Source organism: Oceanobacillus polygoni, from assembly GCF_008304605.1.
GTDB classification, from domain to species: Bacteria; Bacillota; Bacilli; order Bacillales; family Amphibacillaceae; genus Oceanobacillus; species Oceanobacillus polygoni.
Genome location: NZ_PIJY01000020.1, coordinates 1 through 24,604, shown reverse-complemented (window position 1 = coordinate 24,604; position 24,604 = coordinate 1). Strand labels below are relative to the sequence as shown.

Here is a 24,604-nt window from a genome sequence, read left to right as displayed (position 1 = left end):
AACCCTATACGGCATGCGCTACTCTTGGAAATTATCGTTATTTTAAAAACAGTTTTTCCGCTTGTTCTCGAAGCAAAACTGCTTCCTCGTCATTTCCTGAAACTGCTTCCAGTTTTTCAAGCACATTTTTCATAAGCTCTGCTTTTTCTTGATAGTTTGTATCTACGGCAAGGTAATCGAGTTCTACTTTTTCCGTGCGGATACCTGCTTCTTTAAATAATTGAATCGCGTATTCATGATTATGGTAATCTTCCGCATAATAAACCGTACGAATACCACTTTGGATTAACTGCTTCGTACATTGTAAACAAGGGAAATGCGTTACATAAATGTCTGCATTATCCGTTGCAACACCAAACTTTGCGCATTGCAGGAGCGCATTTGCTTCGGCGTGAACGGTTCGTACACAATGGCCATCAATGACATAGCAACCATCATCAATACAGTGAACACTACCAGACACACTTCCATTATACCCTCCTGCTATAATCCGCTTGTCACGAACAATTGTTGCACCGACCATTAACCTTGTACACGTACTGCGAAGTGCAAGTAGGTGACTCTGCGCCATAAAATATTGATCCCATGAAATTCTTTCCATATGTATTCTCCTTTACGTATTCTTTCACTAGTTTACATTCCAAGGTGAATCTTCGTCAATACACACTGTCTATGGAATTTGAATGGCATCCTGCATGTTCTCAAGTGTTTTTTGACCAATCCCTGAAACGTTTAGTAAATCTTCAATCGAGTTAAATAAGCCATGTTCTTCTCGATGTTGAATAATTGCTTGTGCCTTGGCAGGACCAATTCCAGGTAGTTGCTCGATTTCCTCCTGTGCAGCCATATTTACTTTTATTTTTCCATCACTTCCAACAGAGCCCTCGTTACTGCCACTGTCGCCATCGTCCCCAATTTTAGGTACAATGATAATCATTTCATCCTGTACTTTTTGTGCAAGATTTATTTGATGTTGATCAGCATCCGAAGTAAAACCTCCTGCAGTCAGAATGACATCATGCAGCCTTGCGTCAGCAGATACTTCATAAACACCTGGGCTTACGATTGCACCTTTAATATCAACAACTGCTACTGTATCAGTATCTTGACTTACTTCTGGTTGTTGTTCAAATGGATTCTCCGACGAAGAAGAACCAGCATGTAAATCTGGCATCGTTACTTGTTCTTCACTCGCATCTCGGGTAACAATGAGGAATAAGACAACTAGTATTGCAACAGCAATAAAAAACGAGGATTTTTTAAGAAGGTTTAACAATCCTTTTCACATCCATTCTTTTGTAGTAGTAGGAGGAGTTATACAGAAGATAATTCTTGCAACTATTTAGACATATTCGTCATCATTTTAAAAAATCCTGCAAGCAAAAAAAGATCAGGAATCTCAATTATCCTGATCTTTTTTCAGCTAAAAAGAAAATTCGCTCTGATTTTTCATCTATATCATTCGTTTTTACCGAAAAATCAGCAAACAATTTAATATTTTCAAAGCCTGACTCTTTTAACATTTTTTTATAAAATGATATCGGATAGGTCCTTTGATGATGATATTCATCAAAACGTTTATACATTTCTCCTTCTAGAGCAAAAAATGTTAAATCATGGAACATTTCACCAGGCTCATCGCCGGCTGAACAAAACCAAATGTAAGAAGCTTCATCGGTCACCTCAGAAAATGTTTGATTTACATAGTTCTGCTCTACTTGATATAAGGAGTGAACATCGAAAATGAATAGACCACCTTCCTTTAAGCAATTCGCTATATTATGGAAGGATTTCTGCAAGTCAGTTGGTTCTATTATATAATTCATGACATCACAATAACTGATTGCTACATCATATTCGGATAAACCTGTAAGTTTCGTTAAATCCTGATGTAACCATTGTATAGAAAGATTTCTCTCCGCTGCTTTATGTGCTGCATACGTAAGCATATCTGTTGAATAATCCACACCAGTTATTTGATAGCCTCGCTCTGCTAATCTTGTTGCAATCTCTCCAGTACCACACCCAAGGTCAGCTATCCTTTCAGCTTCTTTTCCGGTTTGCCTAAGCATTTCTTCTGTAAAAGAAACCCATTCATCATAAGGGGCGTTTACCATTAATTGATCATACAAGGAAGCCATTTGCTGATATGCCATGATCAGCCTTCCTGACCAAGCTGTAAGGCTACTCGAGAGGCATCTCCCCATAGGCGTTCTAAATTATAATAATTCCGTTCATCCTTGTGGAAAATATGACAAACAATATCTCCAACATCTACAAGAATCCAGCGTGCAGATTCAAAGCCTTCCATTCGGTTAACTTCAATGCCTTTTTCATCCATTACATCTTTGATTGCACGTGCTATTGCCTGTACCTGTCTTTCGTTACTCCCATGACAGATCAAGAAATAATCCGCTACTAATGATACTTGGTTCATATCTAAAGCAATAATATCTTCTGCTCGTTTATCATCACAAGCTTCAGCAATTAAATCGATAATTTCTTTATTTTTCATGTAAGGAACTACCTCCAATAATTTGTCTTGTTAAATCATTATACGCATGAAAACTATCTGGATAAACCGTTGTGTTTTTAGATATTAAATAGGTTATCGTATTTTTTGATGCCATCAAACAAGCATGTGTTAAATCCTGCTCCGCCTTTTTTCTGACATCATTAATTCCTGGAAAAGATCTCCCTGGTTCGATATAATCCGCAAGGAAAATAATCTTATCAAGTATGCTCATCCCGGCTTTGCCTGTCGTATGGTAATGAACCGCACTTTGTATTTCCTTATCCCTTATACCGAATTCCCTCTCTATCAAAATAGCTCCAACTGGTCCATGCCAAAGCTCATGATGATAATCAAGAAGGTCTTTTGGAAGTGTCGATTTTCTTATCCAGCGTTCCATTTCGTCTAGCGAACGATATTTCGCGTAGTCATGAAGAATAGCGGCTAACTCCGCCTTCGTTTGTGACGCATCATAGCGCTTAGCGAGCTTTACAGCAGTGTCTGCTACGCGCAGCGTATGCTCGAACCTTTTCACCGTTAAATGGGGTTTAACCTTTTCAATTGCTTCCGTTATGTTCATATAAATCTTTCTCCTTGATATAGGATATGACCGGTTGCGGTACGATGTAATGAACCGATCGCTTCCTACGCAACCAATTTCTGAGCATCGATGACGAAATATCAATCATAGGAATATCGATTTCGATAATCGGATATTCTGTATCAAGGTGATAGCCCGATCGTTTCACTCCTACAAATCGTACAAGTGAAAACAATTCATCCACTTTGTGCCAATGTGGTAAATATTCAACCATATCTGCACCGATAATAAAATAAAACTCTTTCTCTGGATGTAACTTTTGCAATTCTTTCATCGTTTCTACAGTATATGATTTACCTGTGCGATCTATTTCAATTGTATTCACTTTAAAGTGAGGATTGCTCTGTGTCGCTAAGTATAGCATTTGAATACGATCCTGTGCACTTGTCTTGGATGCTGTTTTATGCGGAGGGGTATAGGTAGGGATAAACCAGATCTCTTGAAGATCCATCGCTAACCTTACTTCCTCAGCAATCAATAAATGCCCTAAATGTGGGGGATCGAATGTTCCGCCCAGTATCCCTATCCGTTCCATGTCAAACTCCTCTATCGTACATTTATGGTAATTGCAGCTGTTTATTTTCCTTTGATTCTTTATAGAGCACAATTTGATTTCCGATGATCTGAACAATGTGAGCATCCGTTCCTGTAGCAATCTGTTCAGCCACCGAATCTTTATCTTCCATACAATTTTGTAACACACTTACTTTAAGCAATTCTCTTTTTTCTAAGGCTTCTGCAATTTGCTCAACCATGTTATCATTGACACCAATTTTTCCAACTTGAAAAATAGGCTTCAAATGATGTGCCTCAGCTCGTAAAAAACGTTTTTGTTTACCTGTTAACATAAAATTTATCTTCCTTCCAAAATAGCTTGTAATTGTAAATCCAAATCATCCATAGGTACCTTTTTGTTTGTCCAAATTTCGAACGCATACTGCGCTTGGTACAGTAGCATTGTATGCCCGTAGTGTATAGCAGCACCATTCTTTTCTGCTTCTTTTAGAAATTTTGTTTGCAGTGGCTGATATACAATATCACTGGCAATTGCATTTTCTTTCAACTGACTGAATGAAAAAATGGACGTATCTACATTCGGTTTCATTCCGACGGAAGTTGTTTGGATAATTAAATCATAATTTCCTATTCCCTCTTCAGCCTCTTTTAAAGATACAACTTTCGTATTTCTTGATAGGGTGGCAAGCTTTGCAATTTCTTCTGCGCTCACCTTCGTTCGATTAGCGATATCAATACAATCAAACCCAGCCCTATCCAGTGCATAGTAAATCCCCCTTGCTGCCCCGCCAGCACCAATCAACAGAATACGCTTTGATTTATCCTGAAAAAAGGTAGGATATTTGCTTTCTAATGATCGTAGATATCCGATTCCATCAGTATTATAACCAATCCATTTTCCCTCTCGATATACAACTGTATTCACAGCACCCATTTGCTTCGCTGTTTCATCAAGCATATCCAAATATGGAATGATTTCTTCTTTATATGGCACTGTAACATTAAATCCGTCTACTTCTTCTTTTTTTAAGGTAAGTATATTTTCGTCAAATGATGCATCAAGACTAATCTCATGCAACGTATAAGTTCCTTTTAAATATGTTCGCTCCAAGAATTTATTATGTATCCATGGAGACAAGGAATGCTGTATCGGATAGCCAATCAGCTTTAAGCGATAATCCATCATTCTCCCCCCTTTGATTACAACAATGATTTCCGAACTGTAACGGAAACGCCTTTCGGACTATGTGCAGCAACTGTCGTATCGGTTCCTGCAATACTTACCCAACCAAGCCCTGGAAAAACAATGTCCGTTTTCTCCCCGCTCAATTTGAAAGTGCTTTGCGTGAACTTTGGTAATTGTTCTAACGTGCTCTCATTTGGTGGTGCTAATAATTCCCCAATATGGTTCTCATATAGCTCATCCGCATTCTCTAGCTTCGTACGATGAATTGGAAGCTCATTTGAGAAATAGCAAACAAAGGATTGACGTTCCCCCTTGATAAAATCAATCCGAGCTAGTCCGCCGAAATAGAGTGTTTGTCCATGGTTAAGCTGATATATTCTTGCTTTAATTTCTTTTTTTGGCGTAACGATTTTTAAATCAGCATCAGACAAATAGTGTGTTAATTGCTGTTTGTTTACAATTCCTGGTGTATCAATTAATGAACTACTCTCATCTAGCGGTATTTCAATAAAACCTAAGGTTGTTCCAGGGAAGTAAGAGGTCGTAATAACGTCCGTATATCCGGTTGATTGTTTAATTAACCGATTAATAAAAGTAGACTTTCCAACATTCGTTGTACCTACAATATAAACATTTTTATTTGCACGATAAGTATCGATTTGTTGGGAAAGTTCTTCTATTCCTAGTCCTTTTGTCGATGAGACTAAGAAAACATCTTTTACTTTAATCCCTATTTCTTTTGCCTCTGAACGAAGCCATTGGATGAGCTTGTTCTGATTGGTTGATTTTGGCAATAGATCTACTTTATTTCCTACTAATATAATTGGGTTGTCCCCGGTAATTCTTGGAAGGCTTTTAATTAAACTTCCATTCACATCGAAAATATCAATCATATGAACAACGAGACCATTAGCTTCTCTAATCGTGCTGACCATTTTTAGAAAGTCATCATCCGTGATTGCTACATCCTGTATTTCATTGTAATGTTTTAAACGGAAACATCTTTTACATAATATATTTTCCTTATTTAATGAGGATGCTGGTGTGTAACCAACCCCATCTGGGTCAGTTATCTGAATCTCCGCTCCACATCCTTGACAATAAATGATTTCCAAACCTATTCCTCCCAGCTAATTTTTCCTTTTCGTCGCATGTAATTTAGAATTCTTCGTTCAATTTTCCGGTTAATTCTCGTTATTTTTCCATCTGTTTGAACAATGGGAACAACAAGAATCGTATAGAAACCAGCAAAATTTCCTCCGAGAACATCCGTGAGGATTTGATCCCCGATAACAACAATTTCTTCTCTTTTTAAATTCATTTCTTTAGCTACCGTTTTAAACGCACGGCCTAGTGGTTTTCTTGCGCTATATACAAAAGGAGTTTCAAGGGGATCTGAGAAAACCTGTACCCGTTCTTGATTATTATTTGAAATAATAGTCACTTTTATATCATGATCTTTCATGAGTTTAAACCACTGAATCACTTCAGGAGTAGCATCTTTTACATCCCAGGCAACAAGCGTATTATCCAGATCCGTAATAATCCCTTTAATACCTTGGCGCTTCAATGTTTCTGGTTGTATGTCGAACACGCTTTTTACATGTTCATTAGGCAAAAAATTCGATAACATTCATTACACCTCAATATACCTTCTAATCAGTTCATTTTTATCCAATACCACATTATAACCTAATCCTATAATAACTTACTAGAGATTTAAAGCGAAATCACATTACGTGCAAATAATAACTGTATGAATGACCCCTTCTATATATTCGTTTTTTATCGCTAAAAACCGAAAGAATCGTTCGACAAATTCATACAAATTTCTAATTGTGGATAACTTTATTAACAATCTTCGTTGTTCTTATATTAGCAACAGCAAGCATTCACAAACCCTTATGCACAAGTTATCTACAGGTTGTTGTAGATAACTTACGCCTTGTTCTTACAGTTCAATCATGTTAAATTATTAATAGATTCAGCTAGTAAATTCTAAATTTTAGGAGGGCTGTATTATGGAAAATTTATCAGATGATTTACTATTAGAATCCTATTATACAGCATGTGAATTAAATTTAAGCCCTGACTTTTTATCTCTATTTGAAGAAGAAATTCACAAAAGATGTCTAACACAAAAAATTAAACGTTCAGGTTAACTAAGCATAATATAAGAAAGAGAAAGGTCAGAACCCGTTGCATGTAAGGGATCTGACCATTTTTTATTTTCCAAAATACTAAAATCCTAAATGGGTGTCTACCTATTTAAAAGAGGCTATAAGATGCTGAAAAATGACGCATTATAAGACATGCAACTCACTTGGATTTAGGTTATACTGTAAAAAGGGTCAAAATTCATCCGACATTTGTATGTAAACATTGAAAAACTAGACCTTATTTTCAATTTAATTCGAACAGTTGTTCAATTTTTAAATAAAGGAGGATTTTATTTGACGGCTTTACATTGGGCTACGATTTCCCCATTTTTATTAGCCATTCTCATCCCATTTTTGTACAAATATGTACGAAGGATACATACGGGCTGGTTTGTATTAATAGTACCACTCGTTCTATTTATTTACTTTCTATCCTTTTTACCTGTAACAGCGAATGGGGATGCTGTTATGCGTTCTGTACCTTGGGTTCCATCACTTGGAATCAGCTTTGATTTATACATAGACGGGCTTAGCTTATTGTTCGCATTACTAATTTCAGGAATAGGTACGCTAGTAGTTTTATACTCCGTATATTATTTGTCAAAACATAAGGAAAAACTGAATAACTTCTATGTTTACTTATTGCTATTTATGGGAGCTATGCTAGGGGTAGTTTTATCGGATAATTTGATTGTCCTTTATGTATTTTGGGAAATCACAAGCATTTCATCTGCACTCCTAATTAGTTATTGGTTCCACCGTGAAAAATCTACTTATGGAGCACAGAAGTCCATGTATATTACAGTATTTGGTGGACTTTCCATGCTAGGTGGGTTCTCACTGCTTTATGTCATGACAGGAACGTTTAGTGTTCGGGTAATAATTGCAAATGTTGATCTTGTTGCAACAAGCTCACTATTTTTACCTGCAATGATTTTAATACTATTAGGTGCATTTACAAAGTCGGCACAATTTCCATTCCACATTTGGCTACCCGATGCAATGGAAGCCCCTACCCCTGTTAGTGCATACTTGCATTCAGCAACAATGGTAAAAGCGGGGATTTATCTTGTTGCAAGAGTCACCCCTATTTTTGGTGGTGCCGCTGAATGGTTCTGGATTATTTCACTTGTCGGATTAACAACACTTATCTGGGGTTCTATTTCTGCGGTTAGACAAAAGGATTTAAAATCCATTCTAGCTTTCTCAACAGTGAGTCAACTAGGAATGATTATGAGTTTACTTGGAGTTGGCTCTGTCGCCTATTATTTTAATGATGGAGATAATGCGCTTTATACGACAGCAATTCTAGCTGCTGTTTTCCATTTAATAAACCATGCGACATTCAAAGGTAGTCTATTTATGACTGCAGGTATCATTGATCACGAAACAGGCACACGCGATATTCGTAAACTTGGTGGTTTAATGACACTCATGCCGATTACAGCTACTGTTTCTTTAATCGGGTTAGCAGCAATGGCTGGGTTACCTCCATTTAACGGTTTTCTCAGTAAAGAGCTTTTCTTTACTGCTATGGTAAACGTAACCGAATATGGGATTTTCAGTGTAGAGACGTGGGGAATTGTGCTACCTGTTTTAGCATGGATTGCTAGCATTTTCACATTTTTGTATTGTGCGATTCTATTCTTTAAAACATTTACTGGGAAATTCCAACCCGAAAAGCTTGCGGTTAAAGAAGTGCATGAAGCTCCATTCGGGATGCTGCTCAGTCCAATCATTCTTGGTTCTCTCGTAGTTATTTTTGGACTATTCCCAAATATCCTTGCCTATACATTGGTTGAACCAGCTATGGCGGCCATTCTTCCAGGTATTCTAGAACCTGGAGAGCAATTTTATGTGAACATTTACCACTGGCATGGATTTATCTTAGAACTGTGGATGACGATTGGTGTTATAGCTATAGGAACACTTTTATTCCTAACAATGAAAAAATGGTCACAATCTGCTTTCTATAGAAGTGAACAAGATATATTTAATCATATATATGATAGCGGCTATAATGGCCTAATTAAAGGATCACAAGTACTTACTAGAGTACAGATGACGGGAATGTTACGTGATTATTTTCTCTATATGTGCACATTTATCGTACTCATCATTGGCTATACGATGATCCGTTACGATGCATTTGCAATCAATACGGATAACCTATCACCAATTGATCCATATATGTGGATTGTCGCAATTCTATTAGTAGTATCTGTTGTTGCGGTGCCATTTATTAATAATCGAATCACAGCAATTATTGTGGCTGGAGTTGCGGGATTCTTGGTTGCACTTATATTCACGATCTTCCGTGCACCTGATTTAGCATTAACACAATTACTGGTAGAGACCGTTTCCGTAATCCTGTTTATGCTCGTTTTCTATCACTTACCTGATCTACGTAAAGAAAAGATCAAACCATCATTTAAGCTAATTAATTTAATCGTTTCAATTGCAGTAGGTGTTATGATAACACTCGTTTCACTCAGCGCATTTGCTCTTGGTAGTGAGACGAATTTCACATCAATCGCTGCCTACTTTATTGAGAATTCCAAAGTATTAGCTGGTGGATATAATATCGTTAACGTTATTCTCGTTGACTTCCGTGGACTTGATACGATGCTAGAAATTCTTGTACTAGGAATCGCAGCTCTCGGGGTTGTATCTCTAATCAAACTTCGTCTAAAAGGGAGTGAAGATGTATGAAACAATTGAGGCCAAATGATATGATGTTACAAGTCTCGATGCGGCTCATAACATTAATCATCTTCGCTTTTTCATTTTACTTATTCTTGGCTGGTCATAATAATCCTGGCGGTGGATTTATCGGTGGATTAATGACAGCAAGTGCTATTTTAGTTCTATATTTAGCATTTGATATGAAAACAATTACGAAGGCAATACCATTCAATTTCACGACTATGATCGGCGTTGGATTGCTGTTTGCTGTTTTTACAGGAATAGCTTCTATGCTATATGGATTTCCATTTCTAACACAGTTCTTTGATTATTTTCAATTCCCTGTGTTTGGAGAGGTAGAATTAACGACTGCACTTCCATTTGATTTGGGGGTATACCTAGTTGTAGTCGGTGCTGCCTTAACAATTATTTTAGCAATCGCGGAGGATGATAAATAATGGAAATACTGATGTCAATTATAATAGGAATCATCTTTACCGTAAGTGTCTACCTATTTCTATCAAGAAGCATTATCCGTGTTGTTCTAGGAACTTTATTATTATCACATGGGGTGCACCTATTACTTATCACCATGTCTGAATTGCAACGGGGTGCGCCACCTCTTTTAAATTTAGGTGCCGAGAGCTACACGGACCCACTTCCACAGGCTCTTGTATTAACAGCAATTGTAATAGCTTTTGGGGTTACGTCTCTACTGTTAGTAATGGTTTATCGGACGTATAAAGAGCATGAGACTGATGATTTAGAAGAATTAAGGGGATCTGCTGATGAATAATTTAATTATCCTTCCGATAATTATTCCATTTATTATCGGAGCTGTATTAATTATATTTGCAAAACACCATCGCCTTCAGCGAGTGGTTAGTGGGTTCACAGCTGTTGGGATGCTTATACTATCAATCTATTTAGCGATAGTTGTCTATCAAGACGGGGTTATTGTTCTAGAGGCAGGAAATTGGGCTGCCCCGTTTGGAATTGTATTAGTTGCTGATATGTTTGCAACATTAATGGTTTTACTCACCAGTCTGTTAAGTGCCGCTTGTTTATTCTTTGCTTTTAAAACCATTACACCAAAGCGGGAGAAGTTTTTCTTTTATCCATTCTACTTTTTCCTTTTGGTTGGTGTAAATGGTGCTTTTTTAACAGGGGATATTTTTAACTTGTTTGTGTTTTTTGAAGTAATGCTATTATCTTCTTACGCACTTATTGTAAATGGCGGAACAAAATATCAGCTTCGTGAATCATTTAAATATGTCATTATAAACGTATTTGCTTCAGCACTATTTGTCGTTGCAGTTGCATGGCTATATTCCGTAACAGGAACACTGAACATGGCGCATATCTCTGAACGGGTTGCTGAGCTTGAACAAACTGGAGTTGTAAATGTCATTGCGATTATGTTCTTTATTGTATTCGCATCTAAAGGAGCCTTATTTCCACTTTACTTCTGGCTTCCAAAATCATACTTCGGTCCACCTGCTGCAATTGCCGCACTATTTGGTGGTCTACTAACAAAGGTTGGTATTTATGCGATTATTCGTGTATTCACGTTGATTTTCTATCACGAACCGACCTACACACATAAAGCTGTTATTGTGACAATTGCTGGGTTTACGATGTTGTTTGGGGTTCTAGGAGCCGTTTCTCAGTTTGATTTTAAACGTATTCTTTCCTACCATATTATCAGTCAGGTTGGCTATATGGTAATGGGACTTGGAATCTTCACTCCCCTAGCAGTTGCAGGTGCAATTTATTATATTGTGCATCATATGATTGTGAAAACCGCACTTTTCTTATTTGCAGGAGCTGCAGAACGAGTTACTGGCACAACGGATTTGAAGAAAATGGGAGGACTGCTTAAAACACACCCTGTACTATCTTGGATGTTCTTTATTAGTGCTATTTCACTTGCTGGTATTCCACCTTTCAGTGGTTTTTTCAGTAAGTTTCCGATTATTTTAGCTGGTTTCCAAGAAGAGCAATATATTATTTCGGGTGTTGCTTTATTAGTCGGTTTATTAACGCTTTTCTCGATGATGAAGATATTCAGTTATGCTTTTTGGGGCAAACAAAAACATACCGACGAACAAGCGAAGCTACCAATTGGTAAACTTTTATTACCAATTGCACCTCTAGTAGCACTAACGATTATTTTAGGTATTGCTGCTGAGCCTATTTTCCAATATTCATTACAAGTAGCTGAGCAAATCATGGACCCATCCATTTATATTGAATCTGTTCTTAAGGAGTAGTTGCTATGGCTTTCCAAATTTTAGTCAATCTAATAATAGCCGTTACATGGACGTTTTTACAAAATAGTTTTACGGCTACTAGTTTTCTATTTGGATACATTATAGGAATCATTATTTTGTTCATCCTGCGCCGTTTTCTTGTCTTTAATTTTTACATGAATCGAGTTTGGGCAATTATTAAACTAATAATGCTTTTCATTATTGAGCTTATCAAGGCGAATATTGATGTTGTAAAAATTGTACTTAGCCCAAAGCTTAATAATCAGCCTGGAATTGTGGCGGTAGAAACGAGATTAGAATCCGAAGTTGAAATAACCTTGCTTGCTGCACTTATTTCCTTAACACCTGGTACGGTATCAATGGATTTCTCAGCCGACGGGAAAACAATTTATATTCACTCCATTGATGTTCCAGATAAGGAAGATATGATCGATCAGATTCAAAATTCATTTGAACGTGCGATCATGGAGGTGACAAAATAATGTTTCAAATCATTCTTTATTTTTCACTTTTAGTGTTAGCTATTTCTTTAGTTTTGTTCTTAATCCGAATAATTAAAGGCCCTTCCACGCAAGACCGAATACTTGGATTGGATTGTATTGGAGTCACATTAGTTGGCTTTATTGGGATCATTATGATTCTTCAAGAAACGATTGCATACTCTGATATTATTCTTGTATTAAGTATTCTTGCATTCGTTGGAACTGTTGCGATGTCAAAATTTATGGAAAGGGGTGCTGTATTTGACCGTGATTGAGATTATTACGAGTATATTCATTTTGATCGGCGTATTTTTCACGTTCTTAAGCGCGATAGGAGTTATACGTCTTCCAGATGTATATAGTAGAATGCATGCTGCCGGGAAGAGTTCTACCCTCGGGGTTGTCACTTTAATGATAGCTACGTTCATCTATTTTGTTCCATCGGGTATTATCAATGCAAAAGTATTACTTGCTATTCTATTCCTGTTCATAACAGCACCATTATCTGCCTTGATGATTAATCGTTCTGCATATCGCAATGGAGTGCCACTTGCTAAAAACAGCGTACAGGATGATTTAAAAGAGATGTATGAACAAGGCAAAGAGTAAGTTTACACCAGCTAAATAAAAAAATAATAAAACAAAGATGGATCATCAGCATATGATGATTCATCTTTTTATTTTCTCCCTCAATTGATCAGTGAACGTATCGATTAAAAAATAACAAAAAGGGAATAATTAAGTTTAAACCAACTAGGATAAAACTTAATTGCAATCACTGGATGGAGAGGTTTTCACATTGAATACTTATGGGTTATTAGCAAGCTTAAAATTAAAATCAATTCACGGAACATTACCAGATAAAGTTCATTCGATTGAGCAAGATTCCAGAAAAGTGAAACAGAATTCATTATTTATATGTATAAGAGGTTTTCGTTCAGACGGTCATGCCTTTTATTCAGAGGCATTAAAAAAGGGAGCTACAATCATCGTTGCAGAAGAAAAACTTGCCATTGATCACACAAAACACGCTTTAGTAATCGTTAAGGATACTGCTAAAGCGTTGGCAATTCTTGCAAATAAATATTATAATTATCCTTCTAAAAATATGACCGTATTTGGTGTGACTGGTACAAACGGAAAAACGACTGTAACTACTTTAATAAATCAGCTGTTACAAAAGAACAATCAACAAGCTGCACTACTGGGTACAAATGGTATGCAGCTTTTAAACGAATCCTTAGAGAGTAATAATACGACATGTGATGTATTAACTAATCAGAAGCTACTTCATAAAGCTGCTAATCTTGGTATCGATCATATGGTTATGGAAGTATCTTCGCACGGTCTGGATCAAGGAAGACTTCGGGGAATTGACTTTGACGTAGTAACTTTTACTAATCTTACACAGGATCATCTTGATTACCACAAGACAATGGAGCACTATGGCAACACGAAAGGATTACTTTTTGCGCAGCTTGGAAATAATTTGACACAAGAAAAAAATGCTATTCTTAATAGAGATGATCCGTGGTATGAGGTTTATAATTGTATGACGCCTTATGAAGTTATTTCCTACGGTATTTATAAAGATGCTGACTTTAGAGCAACCAATATTACGTATCACGTGGATCGAACAAGCTTCACTTTACTTTCTCCAGAAGGGGAATTTACAGTAACAACGAAATTAATTGGAGAATTTAATGTATATAATACAATTGCTTCCATTGCATCCGTATACGCTCGGGGAGTAATTTCTGTAAGTGATTTAGTGACCTCCCTCTCCGATATGGATTGTATAAATGGTAGGATGCAGAAGCTTGAAATCGATGCACCAATAACGATCTATATTGACTATGCACATACTCCTGATGCGATTGAAAAAGCGATTGCTTCCGTCTATCCATTTAAACAGAATCGTATTCTCTTTGTTGTTGGTACTGGTGGGGATAGAGATGAATCGAAACGCCCATTCATGGCAGAGAAAGCATCCGTAGCAGACTATGTAGTTTTAACGATTAATGATTCAAGATATGAGGATACTTCTTCCATTTTAAGGGATATGGAAAAGGGAATGCAACACAACAATTACGTACTAATAGAAAATCGGAAATCAGCAATTGTTCACGTAATCGAAGAGAGTGAACCTGGTGATATCATTATAATTGCTGGTAAAGGGCTCGAAGAATACCAAATCATCGAAGGTAAAAAACAGCCGCATAGTGATAAAAAAATAGCGGTTGAAAAGTGTGCGATTAAATATAATTTAAATGTATGAATTTTTATTTGTATTTAGCTGAAACACCAATTGGATGATGATTTATAATTGCAGCTGAAGGTTACCATAAAAGATTCATTTTCGTTTAGACTACTGTTTACTTTGATGAAAATAATTGCCCTACAATGGATTATATATAGGGCAATTATTTATTAAGATAGACTACCCCTACCCTAGGCTATAGAGGCTTTGTCTTTTGTTCAAACACGGAATAAATCGGTCCAGTTTATACAAACGATTTCAACCTTCTTGCTGGATGATTGTTAGGCAAGTATGGACTTTGAGTTCCGAAAAGGTTTTCCCTTAATGTGTTCCCTTCGTATTCTGTTCGATATATACCGCGCCTTTGTAATTCAGGTACAACATGATCAACAAACTCACGGAATGTTTCTAAGGAATACGATTGCGCAATGTTAAACCCATCTACGTTCGCTTCAACCGCCCATTGTTGCAGCTTATCTGCTATTTGTTCTGGCGTTCCAATAAATTTCACAGTTCCGTTACCAAGACCATGGTTCTGAAGCGCCTCACGAAGTGTCCACCTTTTCGTTGGATCCTTTGTATACATGTCCAAATTCCCCTGTACAGCATCTGTTTCCATATCATCCAAGTATTGATCTGGGTCATATTTAGACAAATCAATTCCTGTATGACCAGAAAGCAAGGCAGCTGTTCCTTCATAGCTAACGAGACTTTTCAGCTCCTCGTATTTAGCGAACGCTTCTTCCTCAGTAGAGCCAATAATAGGTAGAACCAGCGGGAATATCCGAATATCTTCTGCATTCCTGCCCTGTTCCACTGCACGTTTTCGAATATCAGTGGAGTAATTTTTCATTGATTCCAATGAATGTCCCTTTGTAAAAACCGCCTCCGCATGTTTGGCCGCAAAGTCTCTTCCCCTCGGTGAGGCCCCAGCTTGAAACAGGACTGGAGTCCGCTGTGGAGATGGCTCCGTTAGATGTGGTCCAGGTACATGGAAAAATTCTCCTTCATGATCGATGGTATGTACTTTTTTAGGATCAGCAAAGGTATCCGTCTCCTTGTCAGAAACAATCGCGTCATCTTTCCAACTGTGCTCCCATAGCTTATAAACAACTTCAAGAAATTCATCGGCACGGTCATAACGTAAATTTTTCGGCAACCTGCCTGACAATCCAAGATTAATTGCCTCACTCTCTAAATACGAAGTAACAACATTCCAAGCAATTCTTCCTTCTGTCAAGTGATCTAGCGTTGATAGTTGACGCGCTAGTGCATATGGCTGGGCATAGGTTGCTGATATAGTTGGAGCGAATCCGATATGTTTCGTGACCGCTGCCATAGCAGAAATCGGCATCAATGGATCATGTGCTGGCAATTGCACAGCATGCTTAATAGCGGCATCATGACTATTTCCATAAACAGAATAAGTACCAAGAACATCGGCAATAAAAACCGCATCGAACTTCCCGCGTTCTAAAACTTTTGCTGTTTCTGTCCAATAATGAATTCGATTATGATGAGATCCCTTATCTTTTTCATGTTTCCAGAGTCCCATTGAATGTGGTGAAGGTGAGTTTTGCACAAATCCGTTCAAATGAATCTGCTTTTTCAAGCTGAACACTCCTTATAAATTATCAATTTCTATTCATCATACGCATTTAATGCATTTACACTATGCGCGATTGCTGATCCAGCTTTCAATGCTACAGCAACAAAAATTGCTTCAGATATCTCTTCTAAATTTGCTCCTGTCTTTTTCGCATTTTTCGTATGTAAATCAATACAATAGGCACAGCCTGTCGCGTGAGCGCTAGCTACAGCTATCAGCTCTTTTTCTTTTTCTGTTAATGTTTCTGCTTTAATGGATTGTTGATCGAATTGAAGAAACGACTTAAACGTCTCGCCATTCAACTGAGAGAACTCCTTTATACGAGCAAAATAAGATGCTTTATATAATTCATCATCACCGTTTCCATCATATGCATTTAGGGCATTGACTCCATGTGCTGCTGCAGACCCAGCTTTTAATGCTGTTGCTACAAAAATTGCCTCTGCTACCTCTTCTTTAGTCGCTTTTTCTTTTTTTACATTTTTGACATGCAAATCAATGCAATACGGACATCCTGTAATATGCGCTACAGCTACAGCAATCAATTCCTTCAACTTAACAGATAGTTTTCCCTCTGCCAATGCCTGGTTATTAAACGCAAAGAAAGTTTGAAATGCATCTGGTGCATATTCCTTCAATTCGTGAATCCTACCAAAATATTCTTTTCTGTACAAGCTATCTGTTTTTGTTATGCTCATTATTTATCTCTCCCTTTTTAAGTTGGTTAACCTATTTCATTCGAATTATGATTTTTCTTATTAAATTACTTGGTTTTATAATGAGAAAATCTATTATTTTTTCGTATTAGACAAAAAGACCTCTTCCGATGAGGAAGAGGCTATATGTAAGTCTCATCTCATCTTTCAAGCATCTGCTTGCTGGAATTAGCACCTTGTTACATGTAACGGTTGCTGCAGGATCATAGGACCAGTTCCTCCCCCGACTCTCGATAAGAAAAATCATATTCAATTTAATAGGAATTGTTCACATCATACACCTATCTATTAATCATGTCAACCGTATTTTTTGAATTCATTAAAAAAGTTAGAAAGATGCAAATGCGAACTCTCCTGTCAATTATTACGAATCATATAGAATTAAAATTTCTTCAAGAAAATGATACGCTTACGTTCCCCAATCCTTTAAATTTCGCTTTAAACGTATCTCCACTTTTCACCGGAACAGCTTTCGTCAATGCTCCTGCAAGTATCTTCTCTCCTGCTTCAAGCGAAATATCATATTCACCGACAGCGTTAGCAAGCCAAGCTACAGCTTTTAAAGGGTCTCCCATAACAGCAGAGCCTTTAGCTTTATCTAGATAGTTACCATTCCGGTAAACAGTCATTTCCACATTGGGAAGATCTAGCCCATCTATACGACTTCCTTCTTTGCCGAATATTGCACCAGCAGAAGAGCCGTTATCTGCTACCGTATCCTCGAACTTAATCTTCCAATCCTTAATTCTACTATCAATTAATTCTGCCGCAGGTACAACGTAATCGACAGCTTGCTTTACTTGTTCTACTGTGACACCGGGGCCTTTGAGTGGTTTTTTTAATACAAATGCAATTTCAAACTCTATTTTGGGAGCAATGAAACGGTTCACTTCCAAAGGAATTTCTTCTGAAAAAATCATATCATCCAGGATGTGACCATAATCGGGACGATCCACCCCCAACATCTCCTGCATGGCTTTGCTTGTCAACCCAATTTTCTTTCCCTTAATAGTAGCTCCGTCATTTTTTCTTTTCTTTACATAATCCAATTGAATTTGATATGCATCATCAACAGAAATATTGCCTTCTGTCTCTGTTAATGGTTCAATTGGCTGAAGCGTTTTTTCTGCTTTATAAATTGCTGTTGCTAAATCCTGCGTAGTAGTTGTCATCATTTTCCAATTCCCCTTCATTTCATGAGTAATCAAATATAATCTTCTTGGATATATTTTTTCTCCAAGTAATGGATATCTCTCCATCATCCAAGCCTTGTTTTAAACGCTTATCCATAATTGAAAATACCCCTCGCGTCTGATTGACAACCACTTGGGTATAAAAAATATCATGTACAGACTTTATAGTCACCTCATACACACCGTCTCCTGGAAGCATATAGCAAGATTCCACTGAAATGATGCGATTATTTATTATTCTTCCTTTAACTTCGTAAAAACGCCCCATCAGTGTAGGAAGGTCTTCCACTTGTCCTTCCGCTATCGTATTTCTAATTCTTGTTGAACTTATTTTCTGGCCTAAATGCTCTACCCTATCCACTTTCGTTACTTCAAGCTTTCCAAATGAGTCATCCTTCATGCGACCAACGTGTCCGGCACCTTTTTTACCATAGGAGAAATCATAGCCGACAACAGCATGAAACGTTCCTAGCTTTAACAAATACGTATCAATAAATTCTCCAGGAGAAAGGGAGGCAAAATTCCTATCAAACTTTACAATATAGAACCGATCCACCCCTAAACTTTGTAATGTTTCTGCTTTTTCCTCTAAAGGCATCAAATAATTAAACGTTATCTTTCCGTCAGAAAGCACTGTTTTAGGGTGTGGAAAAAAACTCATCACTGTAAGATCAACGTTTCTTTTTCTAGCCACTTCTGCAGCTGCACGGATCACTTTTTGATGACCTTTGTGAATTCCATCAAAAAAGCCTAAGGCAATCACATTTTCTTTGGAGCGCTTCTGCCAATATGATAAGTTCTTTTCGTTAAGATGTATTGTTTGCATCCGTTTTTGCCTCCCTTCCACCATCTATTAAATGATTGCTTTCTCCATTTCTTTTAGTCCACGATACTTGCCACAATTAAAGATTAATGGTTCTCCATCTTGTAATTCCAGTGAAGTCACCTTTCCAATGAACAACGTATGATCCCCCTCTACATGCTCATTATAGACTTCACAGGATAGTTGAGCTAAGGAATCTCTGACAACAGGAACACCCTCTAAATAATCAAACTCAAATTTCTCTTCAACCTTTTTTTGACCGGCAAAAATCATGGATTGCTCTTGTTGTTCACTAGATAAAATATTTACAGAAAAACGATTACTTTCTTTGATTTTATTCAACATTTTTGCATCTTCTTTAAGTGAAATAACAATCAACTTTGGATCTAACGACACGGACATAAAAGCATTTGCTGTCATTCCATGCACTTCTCCATTAACCTCCGTAGCAATTACATTAACCCCTGTTGCAAATTTTCCCATGGCATTTCTGAATTGACGATCGTCCATAATAGCATCCTCCTTAATTATAGTTAAGGTTGTTATTTCCTAACATACCTATAACGAAATAAAACTTCTTTTTCTTACTATATATTATAAAATTAAACGCTTTCATTTCATACAACAAAAAGATTCGGAAATTATCTTATTTTTAGTTATTTTTATCGGTTATTCCTAAAAATGTATTTTATAATTTACAAGTAGCTAAACAACATTTTTTTCATCTTGATTTTCTTGTTCTTCCTGATCCTCTTGTTTATTTTCTCCCTTTGCAAATAAACTTGTTTTTTGAATAGCAAAGTATAGAACGAAACCGATAATCAATGCTGGAGCTGCACCATACAGGGCTAATACAATTGCCATGACACCAGCAACCCCCATTTCTGCTTCTGTTTTAACTTGCTGCATACCGATAGTGATACATAGATAACCGGTTAGAATAAGAGTAATCGATAATGCTAATGGTAGAAAAGGCCTGAAGAACGTAACAAGTGGTAATATAAAAATACCGATAGAAAAGGCAATCAGCATTGTATTTGTGCCTGAATAAATAGAATCCATCGCCTTTCGTCCAAACGTATACCGTTCAGCAACGGAAACCGTTCCAGCTGTAAAAATTGGACCAGCCATTCCCGGATGAGGTGCAAATAAGCTATTAAGAAGATTCCTTATAAAAGTTACTGTATGAACTTGGCTGAAACTATAAGTAATCTTTTCGTCTGTCCTTACTTTATTTGCACGTTCAATAACTTTTTCTCCGACAATAATATCCCCATATGCTAAAATATAAGCCAGGATTGCTGTTGGAATAGCAGCTATGAAGATGTCTAAACTAGGAAGTCCTATAACAAATGGGGTGATTTCCCATACTTCTCTGAAGGAAGGAACTGTAATTCCCCATTCGATTTTCGGCCAATTATACTCTCCTACCGCCTTTCCGACAAAAATTGCAATTAGGATGGAAGGCATAATACCATAGCTTGCTATAAAACGTATAATTCTATTTTTTTGAGATAATCTTCTAAAATAGATAGAAAACATGGTGAATAAACAAAGAACCCCTCCAACGATGATTGTAATTGGTGTCTCAGAGAGTCTTCCACCTGGTTCGATTTCTGTCATGATCGCTGCAATGCCTGCTCCAATCAATATGCCAGCTTTAAGAGAAGCAGGTAATTTGGTTACTACCTTTTCACCTAACCCACTTACTCCGAATAACAGGAAAATTAAAGCAAGAATTAACTGAACAGCAATAACTGCCCGTATAGCCTCTGGACCAGGATCATATCCTTGCAAGAATACTACAATTAACGGAATTAGTGCAGTAATGAACCCTGACACGAAGGGTACTCCTAATGTGGATGGTATCAACATTAGGAATTGATTTATTATGGTAATTGTCAATGCCGCTTCGTAAGAGATTCCCATAACACTTGTCATTATTTCAATCATGCTTAGTCCTGCCGTAAACAAAACCATACCCTGAATAATTTCTGGCGTTTCCAGTCTATAATGTATAAAGGGTAGTCGAAGCTTATAAGAGCCTAATGGCCAATATGGTTGTTCCTCACCATGCTTCCTTTTGATCAGAGACAAAAACAACACTCCTTTACTCACATTCAGTAAACGCTTTCAAAAATTTGATTAAAATACATGCCCTCGATGCACAAAGGCATGTATCTATTAATATAGTTGTTACTTTACCGGCTGAAGCAAGAAGTTTGTTAACACATTATTGAATTCTTCTACTTGTTCCCACTGTGGCCAGTGACCAGCATTTTTAATTACAGTAAGCTCACTTCCTGGAATCATATCTTGAATCGGTTTTGCCTGTTCTACAGAAGCAGTAGGGTCATTGTCCGTCCAAGCAAGCAATGTTGGAGATTTTATCTTGCTGCACCAAGATGGATCCCAAATATATTTTTTACGAGCTTCTGGTTCCTGCAGGTAAACAATGTTATACACTGCTTTTTGATATTCCGGCTGTGTATAAATTTTATATCGTACGTTAATCAATTCATCCGTAACTTGACTCTTATCGTACATTAACCATTCTAAACGTGTTTTAACATTTTCATAATTTGCTTCAATAACAGCTTTGATCGTAGACTCCCTTAAACCTTTCATAATCTTAGGATCACTATTCACGTTACCGGGAGTATTTAGTACCATAGCTTTTACATATTGTGGATGTTCAGCGGCAAACCAAGCTGCTGCCCATCCGCCCAAAGATTCTCCGGATAGGAACACTTTCTCTAAATCTAGCGCCTTAATAACTTCTAATAAATGGTCACTATATGCATCTATTCCATAAGGACGATCAGGTTTATCTGTATATCCGTGTCCTAACATATCGATGCAAATCACCCGGAATTTTTCACTCAGACCTTTAAAGTTACGTCCATATGCTTCGATATGTCCACCTGTTCCATGAAGCAAAATTAAAGGGTCACCTGTGCCTGCTTCAAGTACGCGCGTTTTGATACCACCGGCATTTAAATAGTAAAGCTTATATTCAATATCTTGAATCTCCGTCCAAAGTGACATGTATATCTCTCCTTCTATTAGTTCGTAATTTTTGTTTTGATCCAATTTTTATTGATTGGTGTCGTTTCAAAGAAACTATCTGGAACGGAAGGCCCCCACCACAGTCTGCCTTTAGCATCGTATTCTTCTTTCGTCCATCCGATTGGTGGTAGATCAGTATCCCGATTGTAGTCTCCAGAATAAATTTCTACACGGTGTCCATCCGGATCTCTCACATAGAGGAAGAATGCATTGGTTGTTCCATGGCGGCCAGGTCCATATTCTACAGAGTCACGGTATCCGGCATCTGCCAATAAATCTGCTGTACGAATCACACCCGCTACTCCATCTACGATATAAGCAATATGGTGAAGAGCAGCTTCTTTATTTTTCACTAATGCAACGTCATGTGTGGAAGTTTTTGCCCGAGTCCAGGCGGCAAATTTTCCACCTTTATCCTGCACATACTCGGAAATGCTAAAACCAATTGCTTCCCAGTATTCAAGTGCCTTATCCACATCTGGAACTCGTAGATTCATATGATCAATGCAGATCGGAGGAATACCATTTTGTAAGTGTGTATGCCTCATTGGTAAAGCATCTACACCGACTTTTCCTTGACCAATTTCAACTTGCTCCATCACGTGATAAAACTCGACAGGATGGCCATTCGGTTCGGCGACTTTTAACACTCTCCCCTTTCCTGGGTGTTCACTGTCTGTCATTTCTGTGGCAATGCCCATTAATTCGTGTTTCTTTTGAAGTTCATCAAGAAACGCTTCACTTGATACCCTCAAGCTAAAGCTACCTAAAGCTGCCTCTTCTTTTTCCGTGAGAATAAGTGTATACTTATCAAACTCATCTGTAGCTTTTAAATACAAGCTGTTCCTTTGCTTATCTACTTCAATAAATCCTAACGTATCAACATAAAACTTTTTCGAGGCTTCTAAGTCTTTGACAAACAATTCTGTTTGACCCAATCTCAGTATCATAAGCTCATTCCTTTACATAGTTTTGTTAAAAAGTCTAATGGAACATTTTTTTAATTTATAAAGATTGGTTTACTTACTTTTCTTTCTAGAAATTTAGCTATTAACCACGGACTCCACTTTCAAACCCAAACAACTCTTGACCATAGGCAGCTACGGAATCTTCATAAAGCGAGGTTTTGTGCGTTGCTACAGATAAAATATCTCTAAAGAAAAGTTCGATAGGTCCACCCTTGTAAAGTGCTCCCCCACCTAGTGTTAGAAGGATTCTTAATGCAATTTCACTTGTCGCTTTAACAATCTTTGTTCTGATAGCAAAAAATTCAGCATTAGAAGTTGTCGCTCCATCTTTTTCATAATTCTCCAACAGTTCTAGGTACTTATCCATCAATGCTTCTGCAGCTTTAAACTCCATGGTAATCTCTGCCATTACTCGCTGGCTTCGAGGTGATTCACTTTCTGTCACACCATCCATTAAGCGGACTCGCTTCTCTGTTTGTTTTTTAAATTCCTCAATCATTCGTTCTGCTCCGCCTAATGCAATTAGCGGAAATCCAAAGTAGAATGCCGGGAACAATGGTACGTGATACAGAGGGTAATCTTCTTCATAGTTTTCTTCATACGGACGACGGGTTTTCTCAGCCTGCTCGGGACGAAAGATTCTTTCTAACGGTACGTATACATCTTCCGCAATGACCTGATTACTACCACTTCCTCGTAAACCGAATGTGTCCCAGTTTTCTACAATTTGAAGCTCAGATACCGGAATAATTGGTAAGCATACTTCTGGCTTTCCATCTCCATCAGACATCACGATTTTAACTCCCACACCAACCCAATCTGCATGATTTACACCGCTTACAAAATTCCATTTACCGCTAATACGATAGCCATCCCCATCTTTTTCTGCAGTTCCAATTGCAGCAAATATATCTGCAATCAAACCACCTTGGTTAAAAATTTCATCTTGTCCTTTTCGGGGCAGATAAGCTGGCAACATATTGTGTAATGGATAAAGGTATGCCAACCATGCAGCAGAGAGATTATAATTAGCTACTTTACGTACTACTTTTGCAAATGTACGTAGTCCTATATCCGGACCACCTTGATTCTTAGGGATCATCATCTGGGTAATCCCCGTGCTTTCCATAAGGCTTACGACTTTAGCAGAGACACTTGCTATTTCGTCTGCTATTTTCGCCTCCTGTTCGGCAAGCTCTCCTACTTTTTTTGCGCCCTCTAACAATAGCTCTTCTGTGAGTCTATTTTCCTTTAATACTTGTTGACTCAACCCAGCCACTTCCTTTCTGATAATTCAATTATGATTACGCTTTCTTTTTCATATATTAAATGTAAACAAATTCACTTCTGAATTCTAGGACATACAATGTTGATGTTTTTCGTAATCTTGAGCACATTTTGTTAATTAGGGAAATTTCTTATCACCTCATATACATTTATAAAAGCTTAATACCTCTTTAGTTGCATAAAAAAAGAGGCTGGGACAAAACCCCAGTAAGAAAATAAGCGTGGTACCTCGGGTACCACGCTTATTTTTATTATAAATATCATA

At 37.4% G+C, this 24,604-nt stretch carries 28 protein-coding genes and 1 riboswitch; of the genes, 9 read left to right on the top strand and 19 right to left on the bottom strand.

Going from position 1 to position 24,604, the window contains the following annotated elements:
* Positions 1–37: 37 nt before the first annotated feature.
* The 10 genes from F1560_RS06935 to F1560_RS06890 all read right to left on the bottom strand — a co-directional run bounded on the left by F1560_RS06935 (position 38) and on the right by F1560_RS06890 (position 6,448).
* A complete protein-coding gene (locus F1560_RS06935) occupies positions 38–601 on the bottom strand; it encodes a ComE operon protein 2 (protein ID WP_149473917.1) in 564 nt (187 codons plus the stop codon).
* Between the two features lie 69 nt (positions 602–670).
* Positions 671–1,276, bottom strand: a complete 606-nt coding sequence (locus tag F1560_RS06930; protein WP_149473916.1) for a helix-hairpin-helix domain-containing protein — start codon at positions 1,274–1,276, stop codon at positions 671–673.
* 127 nt (positions 1,277–1,403) lie between these two features.
* Positions 1,404–2,156, bottom strand: a complete 753-nt coding sequence (locus F1560_RS06925) for a class I SAM-dependent DNA methyltransferase (RefSeq protein ID WP_149473915.1) — start codon at positions 2,154–2,156, stop codon at positions 1,404–1,406.
* A 2-nt stretch (positions 2,157–2,158) separates the two neighbouring features.
* Positions 2,159–2,515: a ribosome silencing factor gene (gene rsfS / locus F1560_RS06920; RefSeq protein ID WP_149473914.1), complete on the bottom strand. Its 357-nt coding sequence runs from the start codon at positions 2,513–2,515 to the stop codon at positions 2,159–2,161.
* The gene (gene yqeK / locus F1560_RS06915) at positions 2,505–3,092 is read right to left on the bottom strand and encodes a bis(5'-nucleosyl)-tetraphosphatase (symmetrical) YqeK (protein ID WP_149473913.1); all 588 of its coding nucleotides are present in this window, start codon (positions 3,090–3,092) and stop codon (positions 2,505–2,507) included. The genes rsfS and yqeK overlap by 11 nt, the downstream gene beginning before the upstream one ends.
* Entirely contained in the window at positions 3,070–3,648 is a 579-nt protein-coding gene (locus F1560_RS06910) for a nicotinate-nucleotide adenylyltransferase (protein ID WP_149473912.1), read from the bottom strand. The genes yqeK and F1560_RS06910 overlap by 23 nt, the downstream gene beginning before the upstream one ends.
* 22 nt (positions 3,649–3,670) lie before the next feature.
* Positions 3,671–3,961, bottom strand: coding sequence for a ribosome assembly RNA-binding protein YhbY (gene yhbY, locus F1560_RS06905; protein WP_149473911.1), 291 nt, complete (start codon positions 3,959–3,961; stop codon positions 3,671–3,673).
* A 5-nt stretch (positions 3,962–3,966) separates the two neighbouring features.
* Positions 3,967–4,812 carry a shikimate dehydrogenase gene (aroE, locus tag F1560_RS06900; RefSeq protein ID WP_149473910.1) on the bottom strand — a complete coding sequence of 282 codons (846 nt, stop codon included), beginning with the start codon at positions 4,810–4,812 and terminating at the stop codon, positions 3,967–3,969.
* Between the two features lie 17 nt (positions 4,813–4,829).
* The gene (yqeH, locus tag F1560_RS06895; RefSeq protein WP_149473909.1) at positions 4,830–5,930 is read right to left on the bottom strand and encodes a ribosome biogenesis GTPase YqeH; all 1,101 of its coding nucleotides are present in this window, start codon (positions 5,928–5,930) and stop codon (positions 4,830–4,832) included.
* 2 nt (positions 5,931–5,932) lie between these two features.
* Complete coding sequence (locus tag F1560_RS06890) at positions 5,933–6,448, bottom strand: YqeG family HAD IIIA-type phosphatase (protein WP_149473908.1); 516 nt, start codon at positions 6,446–6,448, stop codon at positions 5,933–5,935.
* Positions 6,449–6,836: 388 nt separating this feature from the next.
* On the opposite strand from F1560_RS06890, the gene F1560_RS06885 reads away from it, so the two are divergent.
* From F1560_RS06885 to F1560_RS06845, 9 genes are all read left to right on the top strand, one after another.
* Entirely contained in the window at positions 6,837–6,977 is a 141-nt protein-coding gene (locus tag F1560_RS06885) for a sporulation histidine kinase inhibitor Sda (protein ID WP_095307086.1), read from the top strand.
* Positions 6,978–7,268: 291 nt separating this feature from the next.
* Positions 7,269–9,686, top strand: coding sequence for a Na+/H+ antiporter subunit A (locus F1560_RS06880; protein ID WP_149473907.1), 2,418 nt, complete (start codon positions 7,269–7,271; stop codon positions 9,684–9,686).
* Positions 9,683–10,117: a Na(+)/H(+) antiporter subunit B gene (locus F1560_RS06875; protein ID WP_149473906.1), complete on the top strand. Its 435-nt coding sequence runs from the start codon at positions 9,683–9,685 to the stop codon at positions 10,115–10,117. Before F1560_RS06880 ends, F1560_RS06875 begins: the two co-directional genes overlap by 4 nt.
* The gene (locus tag F1560_RS06870; RefSeq protein WP_149473905.1) at positions 10,117–10,455 is read left to right on the top strand and encodes a Na(+)/H(+) antiporter subunit C; all 339 of its coding nucleotides are present in this window, start codon (positions 10,117–10,119) and stop codon (positions 10,453–10,455) included. Before F1560_RS06875 ends, F1560_RS06870 begins: the two co-directional genes overlap by 1 nt.
* Complete coding sequence (locus tag F1560_RS06865) at positions 10,448–11,932, top strand: Na+/H+ antiporter subunit D (RefSeq protein ID WP_149473904.1); 1,485 nt, start codon at positions 10,448–10,450, stop codon at positions 11,930–11,932. Before F1560_RS06870 ends, F1560_RS06865 begins: the two co-directional genes overlap by 8 nt.
* A 5-nt stretch (positions 11,933–11,937) precedes the next feature.
* Complete coding sequence (locus tag F1560_RS06860; RefSeq protein WP_149473903.1) at positions 11,938–12,414, top strand: Na+/H+ antiporter subunit E; 477 nt, start codon at positions 11,938–11,940, stop codon at positions 12,412–12,414.
* Positions 12,414–12,689: a Na(+)/H(+) antiporter subunit F1 gene (locus tag F1560_RS06855; protein WP_149473902.1), complete on the top strand. Its 276-nt coding sequence runs from the start codon at positions 12,414–12,416 to the stop codon at positions 12,687–12,689. The genes F1560_RS06860 and F1560_RS06855 overlap by 1 nt, the downstream gene beginning before the upstream one ends.
* Positions 12,682–13,023, top strand: coding sequence for a monovalent cation/H(+) antiporter subunit G (mnhG, locus tag F1560_RS06850; RefSeq protein WP_338112806.1), 342 nt, complete (start codon positions 12,682–12,684; stop codon positions 13,021–13,023). The genes F1560_RS06855 and mnhG overlap by 8 nt, the downstream gene beginning before the upstream one ends.
* A 190-nt stretch (positions 13,024–13,213) precedes the next feature.
* Positions 13,214–14,692: a UDP-N-acetylmuramoyl-L-alanyl-D-glutamate--2,6-diaminopimelate ligase gene (locus F1560_RS06845; protein WP_149473900.1), complete on the top strand. Its 1,479-nt coding sequence runs from the start codon at positions 13,214–13,216 to the stop codon at positions 14,690–14,692.
* A 226-nt stretch (positions 14,693–14,918) separates the two neighbouring features.
* Here the strand turns inward: F1560_RS06845 and F1560_RS06840 are convergent, their stop codons facing one another.
* From F1560_RS06840 to F1560_RS06800, 9 genes are all read right to left on the bottom strand, one after another.
* Complete coding sequence (locus F1560_RS06840; protein ID WP_149473899.1) at positions 14,919–16,286, bottom strand: LLM class flavin-dependent oxidoreductase; 1,368 nt, start codon at positions 16,284–16,286, stop codon at positions 14,919–14,921.
* 29 nt (positions 16,287–16,315) lie between these two features.
* Positions 16,316–16,981, bottom strand: coding sequence for a carboxymuconolactone decarboxylase family protein (locus F1560_RS06835; RefSeq protein ID WP_149473898.1), 666 nt, complete (start codon positions 16,979–16,981; stop codon positions 16,316–16,318).
* A 155-nt stretch (positions 16,982–17,136) separates the two neighbouring features.
* Positions 17,137–17,239, bottom strand: a riboswitch (SAM riboswitch).
* A gap of 152 nt (positions 17,240–17,391) precedes the next feature.
* Positions 17,392–18,171 carry a 2-keto-4-pentenoate hydratase gene (locus F1560_RS06830; RefSeq protein ID WP_149474079.1) on the bottom strand — a complete coding sequence of 260 codons (780 nt, stop codon included), beginning with the start codon at positions 18,169–18,171 and terminating at the stop codon, positions 17,392–17,394.
* Between the two features lie 22 nt (positions 18,172–18,193).
* Positions 18,194–19,018: an FAD synthetase family protein gene (locus F1560_RS06825; RefSeq protein WP_149473897.1), complete on the bottom strand. Its 825-nt coding sequence runs from the start codon at positions 19,016–19,018 to the stop codon at positions 18,194–18,196.
* Between the two features lie 27 nt (positions 19,019–19,045).
* On the bottom strand, positions 19,046–19,525 hold the full coding sequence (locus F1560_RS06820; RefSeq protein WP_149473896.1) for a flavin reductase family protein: 480 nt from the start codon (positions 19,523–19,525) through the stop codon (positions 19,046–19,048).
* 195 nt (positions 19,526–19,720) lie between these two features.
* Complete coding sequence (locus F1560_RS06815; protein ID WP_149473895.1) at positions 19,721–21,112, bottom strand: solute carrier family 23 protein; 1,392 nt, start codon at positions 21,110–21,112, stop codon at positions 19,721–19,723.
* A 99-nt stretch (positions 21,113–21,211) separates the two neighbouring features.
* Positions 21,212–22,063: an alpha/beta fold hydrolase gene (locus tag F1560_RS06810; RefSeq protein ID WP_149473894.1), complete on the bottom strand. Its 852-nt coding sequence runs from the start codon at positions 22,061–22,063 to the stop codon at positions 21,212–21,214.
* Between the two features lie 17 nt (positions 22,064–22,080).
* Complete coding sequence (hpaD, locus tag F1560_RS06805) at positions 22,081–23,034, bottom strand: 3,4-dihydroxyphenylacetate 2,3-dioxygenase (protein WP_149473893.1); 954 nt, start codon at positions 23,032–23,034, stop codon at positions 22,081–22,083.
* 100 nt (positions 23,035–23,134) lie between these two features.
* Positions 23,135–24,331 carry an acyl-CoA dehydrogenase family protein gene (locus F1560_RS06800; protein WP_246811914.1) on the bottom strand — a complete coding sequence of 399 codons (1,197 nt, stop codon included), beginning with the start codon at positions 24,329–24,331 and terminating at the stop codon, positions 23,135–23,137.
* Positions 24,332–24,604: the final 273 nt, after the last annotated feature.

Excerpts from the sequence above, each read along its gene's own strand:
- F1560_RS06935 (WP_149473917.1), bottom strand. The coding sequence starts at position 601 with ATGGAAAGAATTTCATGGGATCAATATTTTATGGCGCAGAGTCACCTA.
- F1560_RS06825 (WP_149473897.1), bottom strand. The coding sequence starts at position 19,018 with ATGCAAACAATACATCTTAACGAAAAGAACTTATCATATTGGCAGAAG.
- F1560_RS06865 (WP_149473904.1), top strand. The coding sequence starts at position 10,448 with ATGAATAATTTAATTATCCTTCCGATAATTATTCCATTTATTATCGGA.
- F1560_RS06875 (WP_149473906.1), top strand. The coding sequence starts at position 9,683 with ATGAAACAATTGAGGCCAAATGATATGATGTTACAAGTCTCGATGCGG.
- F1560_RS06910 (WP_149473912.1), bottom strand. The coding sequence starts at position 3,648 with ATGGAACGGATAGGGATACTGGGCGGAACATTCGATCCCCCACATTTA.
- F1560_RS06890 (WP_149473908.1), bottom strand. The coding sequence starts at position 6,448 with ATGTTATCGAATTTTTTGCCTAATGAACATGTAAAAAGCGTGTTCGAC.
- yqeK (WP_149473913.1), bottom strand. The coding sequence starts at position 3,092 with ATGAACATAACGGAAGCAATTGAAAAGGTTAAACCCCATTTAACGGTG.
- F1560_RS06885 (WP_095307086.1), top strand. The coding sequence starts at position 6,837 with ATGGAAAATTTATCAGATGATTTACTATTAGAATCCTATTATACAGCA.
- yhbY (WP_149473911.1), bottom strand. The coding sequence starts at position 3,961 with ATGTTAACAGGTAAACAAAAACGTTTTTTACGAGCTGAGGCACATCAT.
- aroE (WP_149473910.1), bottom strand. The coding sequence starts at position 4,812 with ATGGATTATCGCTTAAAGCTGATTGGCTATCCGATACAGCATTCCTTG.
- F1560_RS06835 (WP_149473898.1), bottom strand. The coding sequence starts at position 16,981 with ATGAGCATAACAAAAACAGATAGCTTGTACAGAAAAGAATATTTTGGT.
- hpaD (WP_149473893.1), bottom strand. The coding sequence starts at position 23,034 with ATGATACTGAGATTGGGTCAAACAGAATTGTTTGTCAAAGACTTAGAA.
- F1560_RS06820 (WP_149473896.1), bottom strand. The coding sequence starts at position 19,525 with ATGGACGATCGTCAATTCAGAAATGCCATGGGAAAATTTGCAACAGGG.
- F1560_RS06860 (WP_149473903.1), top strand. The coding sequence starts at position 11,938 with ATGGCTTTCCAAATTTTAGTCAATCTAATAATAGCCGTTACATGGACG.
- F1560_RS06870 (WP_149473905.1), top strand. The coding sequence starts at position 10,117 with ATGGAAATACTGATGTCAATTATAATAGGAATCATCTTTACCGTAAGT.
- F1560_RS06855 (WP_149473902.1), top strand. The coding sequence starts at position 12,414 with ATGTTTCAAATCATTCTTTATTTTTCACTTTTAGTGTTAGCTATTTCT.
- F1560_RS06810 (WP_149473894.1), bottom strand. The coding sequence starts at position 22,063 with ATGTCACTTTGGACGGAGATTCAAGATATTGAATATAAGCTTTACTAT.
- rsfS (WP_149473914.1), bottom strand. The coding sequence starts at position 2,515 with ATGAAAAATAAAGAAATTATCGATTTAATTGCTGAAGCTTGTGATGAT.
- F1560_RS06830 (WP_149474079.1), bottom strand. The coding sequence starts at position 18,171 with ATGACAACTACTACGCAGGATTTAGCAACAGCAATTTATAAAGCAGAA.
- F1560_RS06925 (WP_149473915.1), bottom strand. The coding sequence starts at position 2,156 with ATGGCATATCAGCAAATGGCTTCCTTGTATGATCAATTAATGGTAAAC.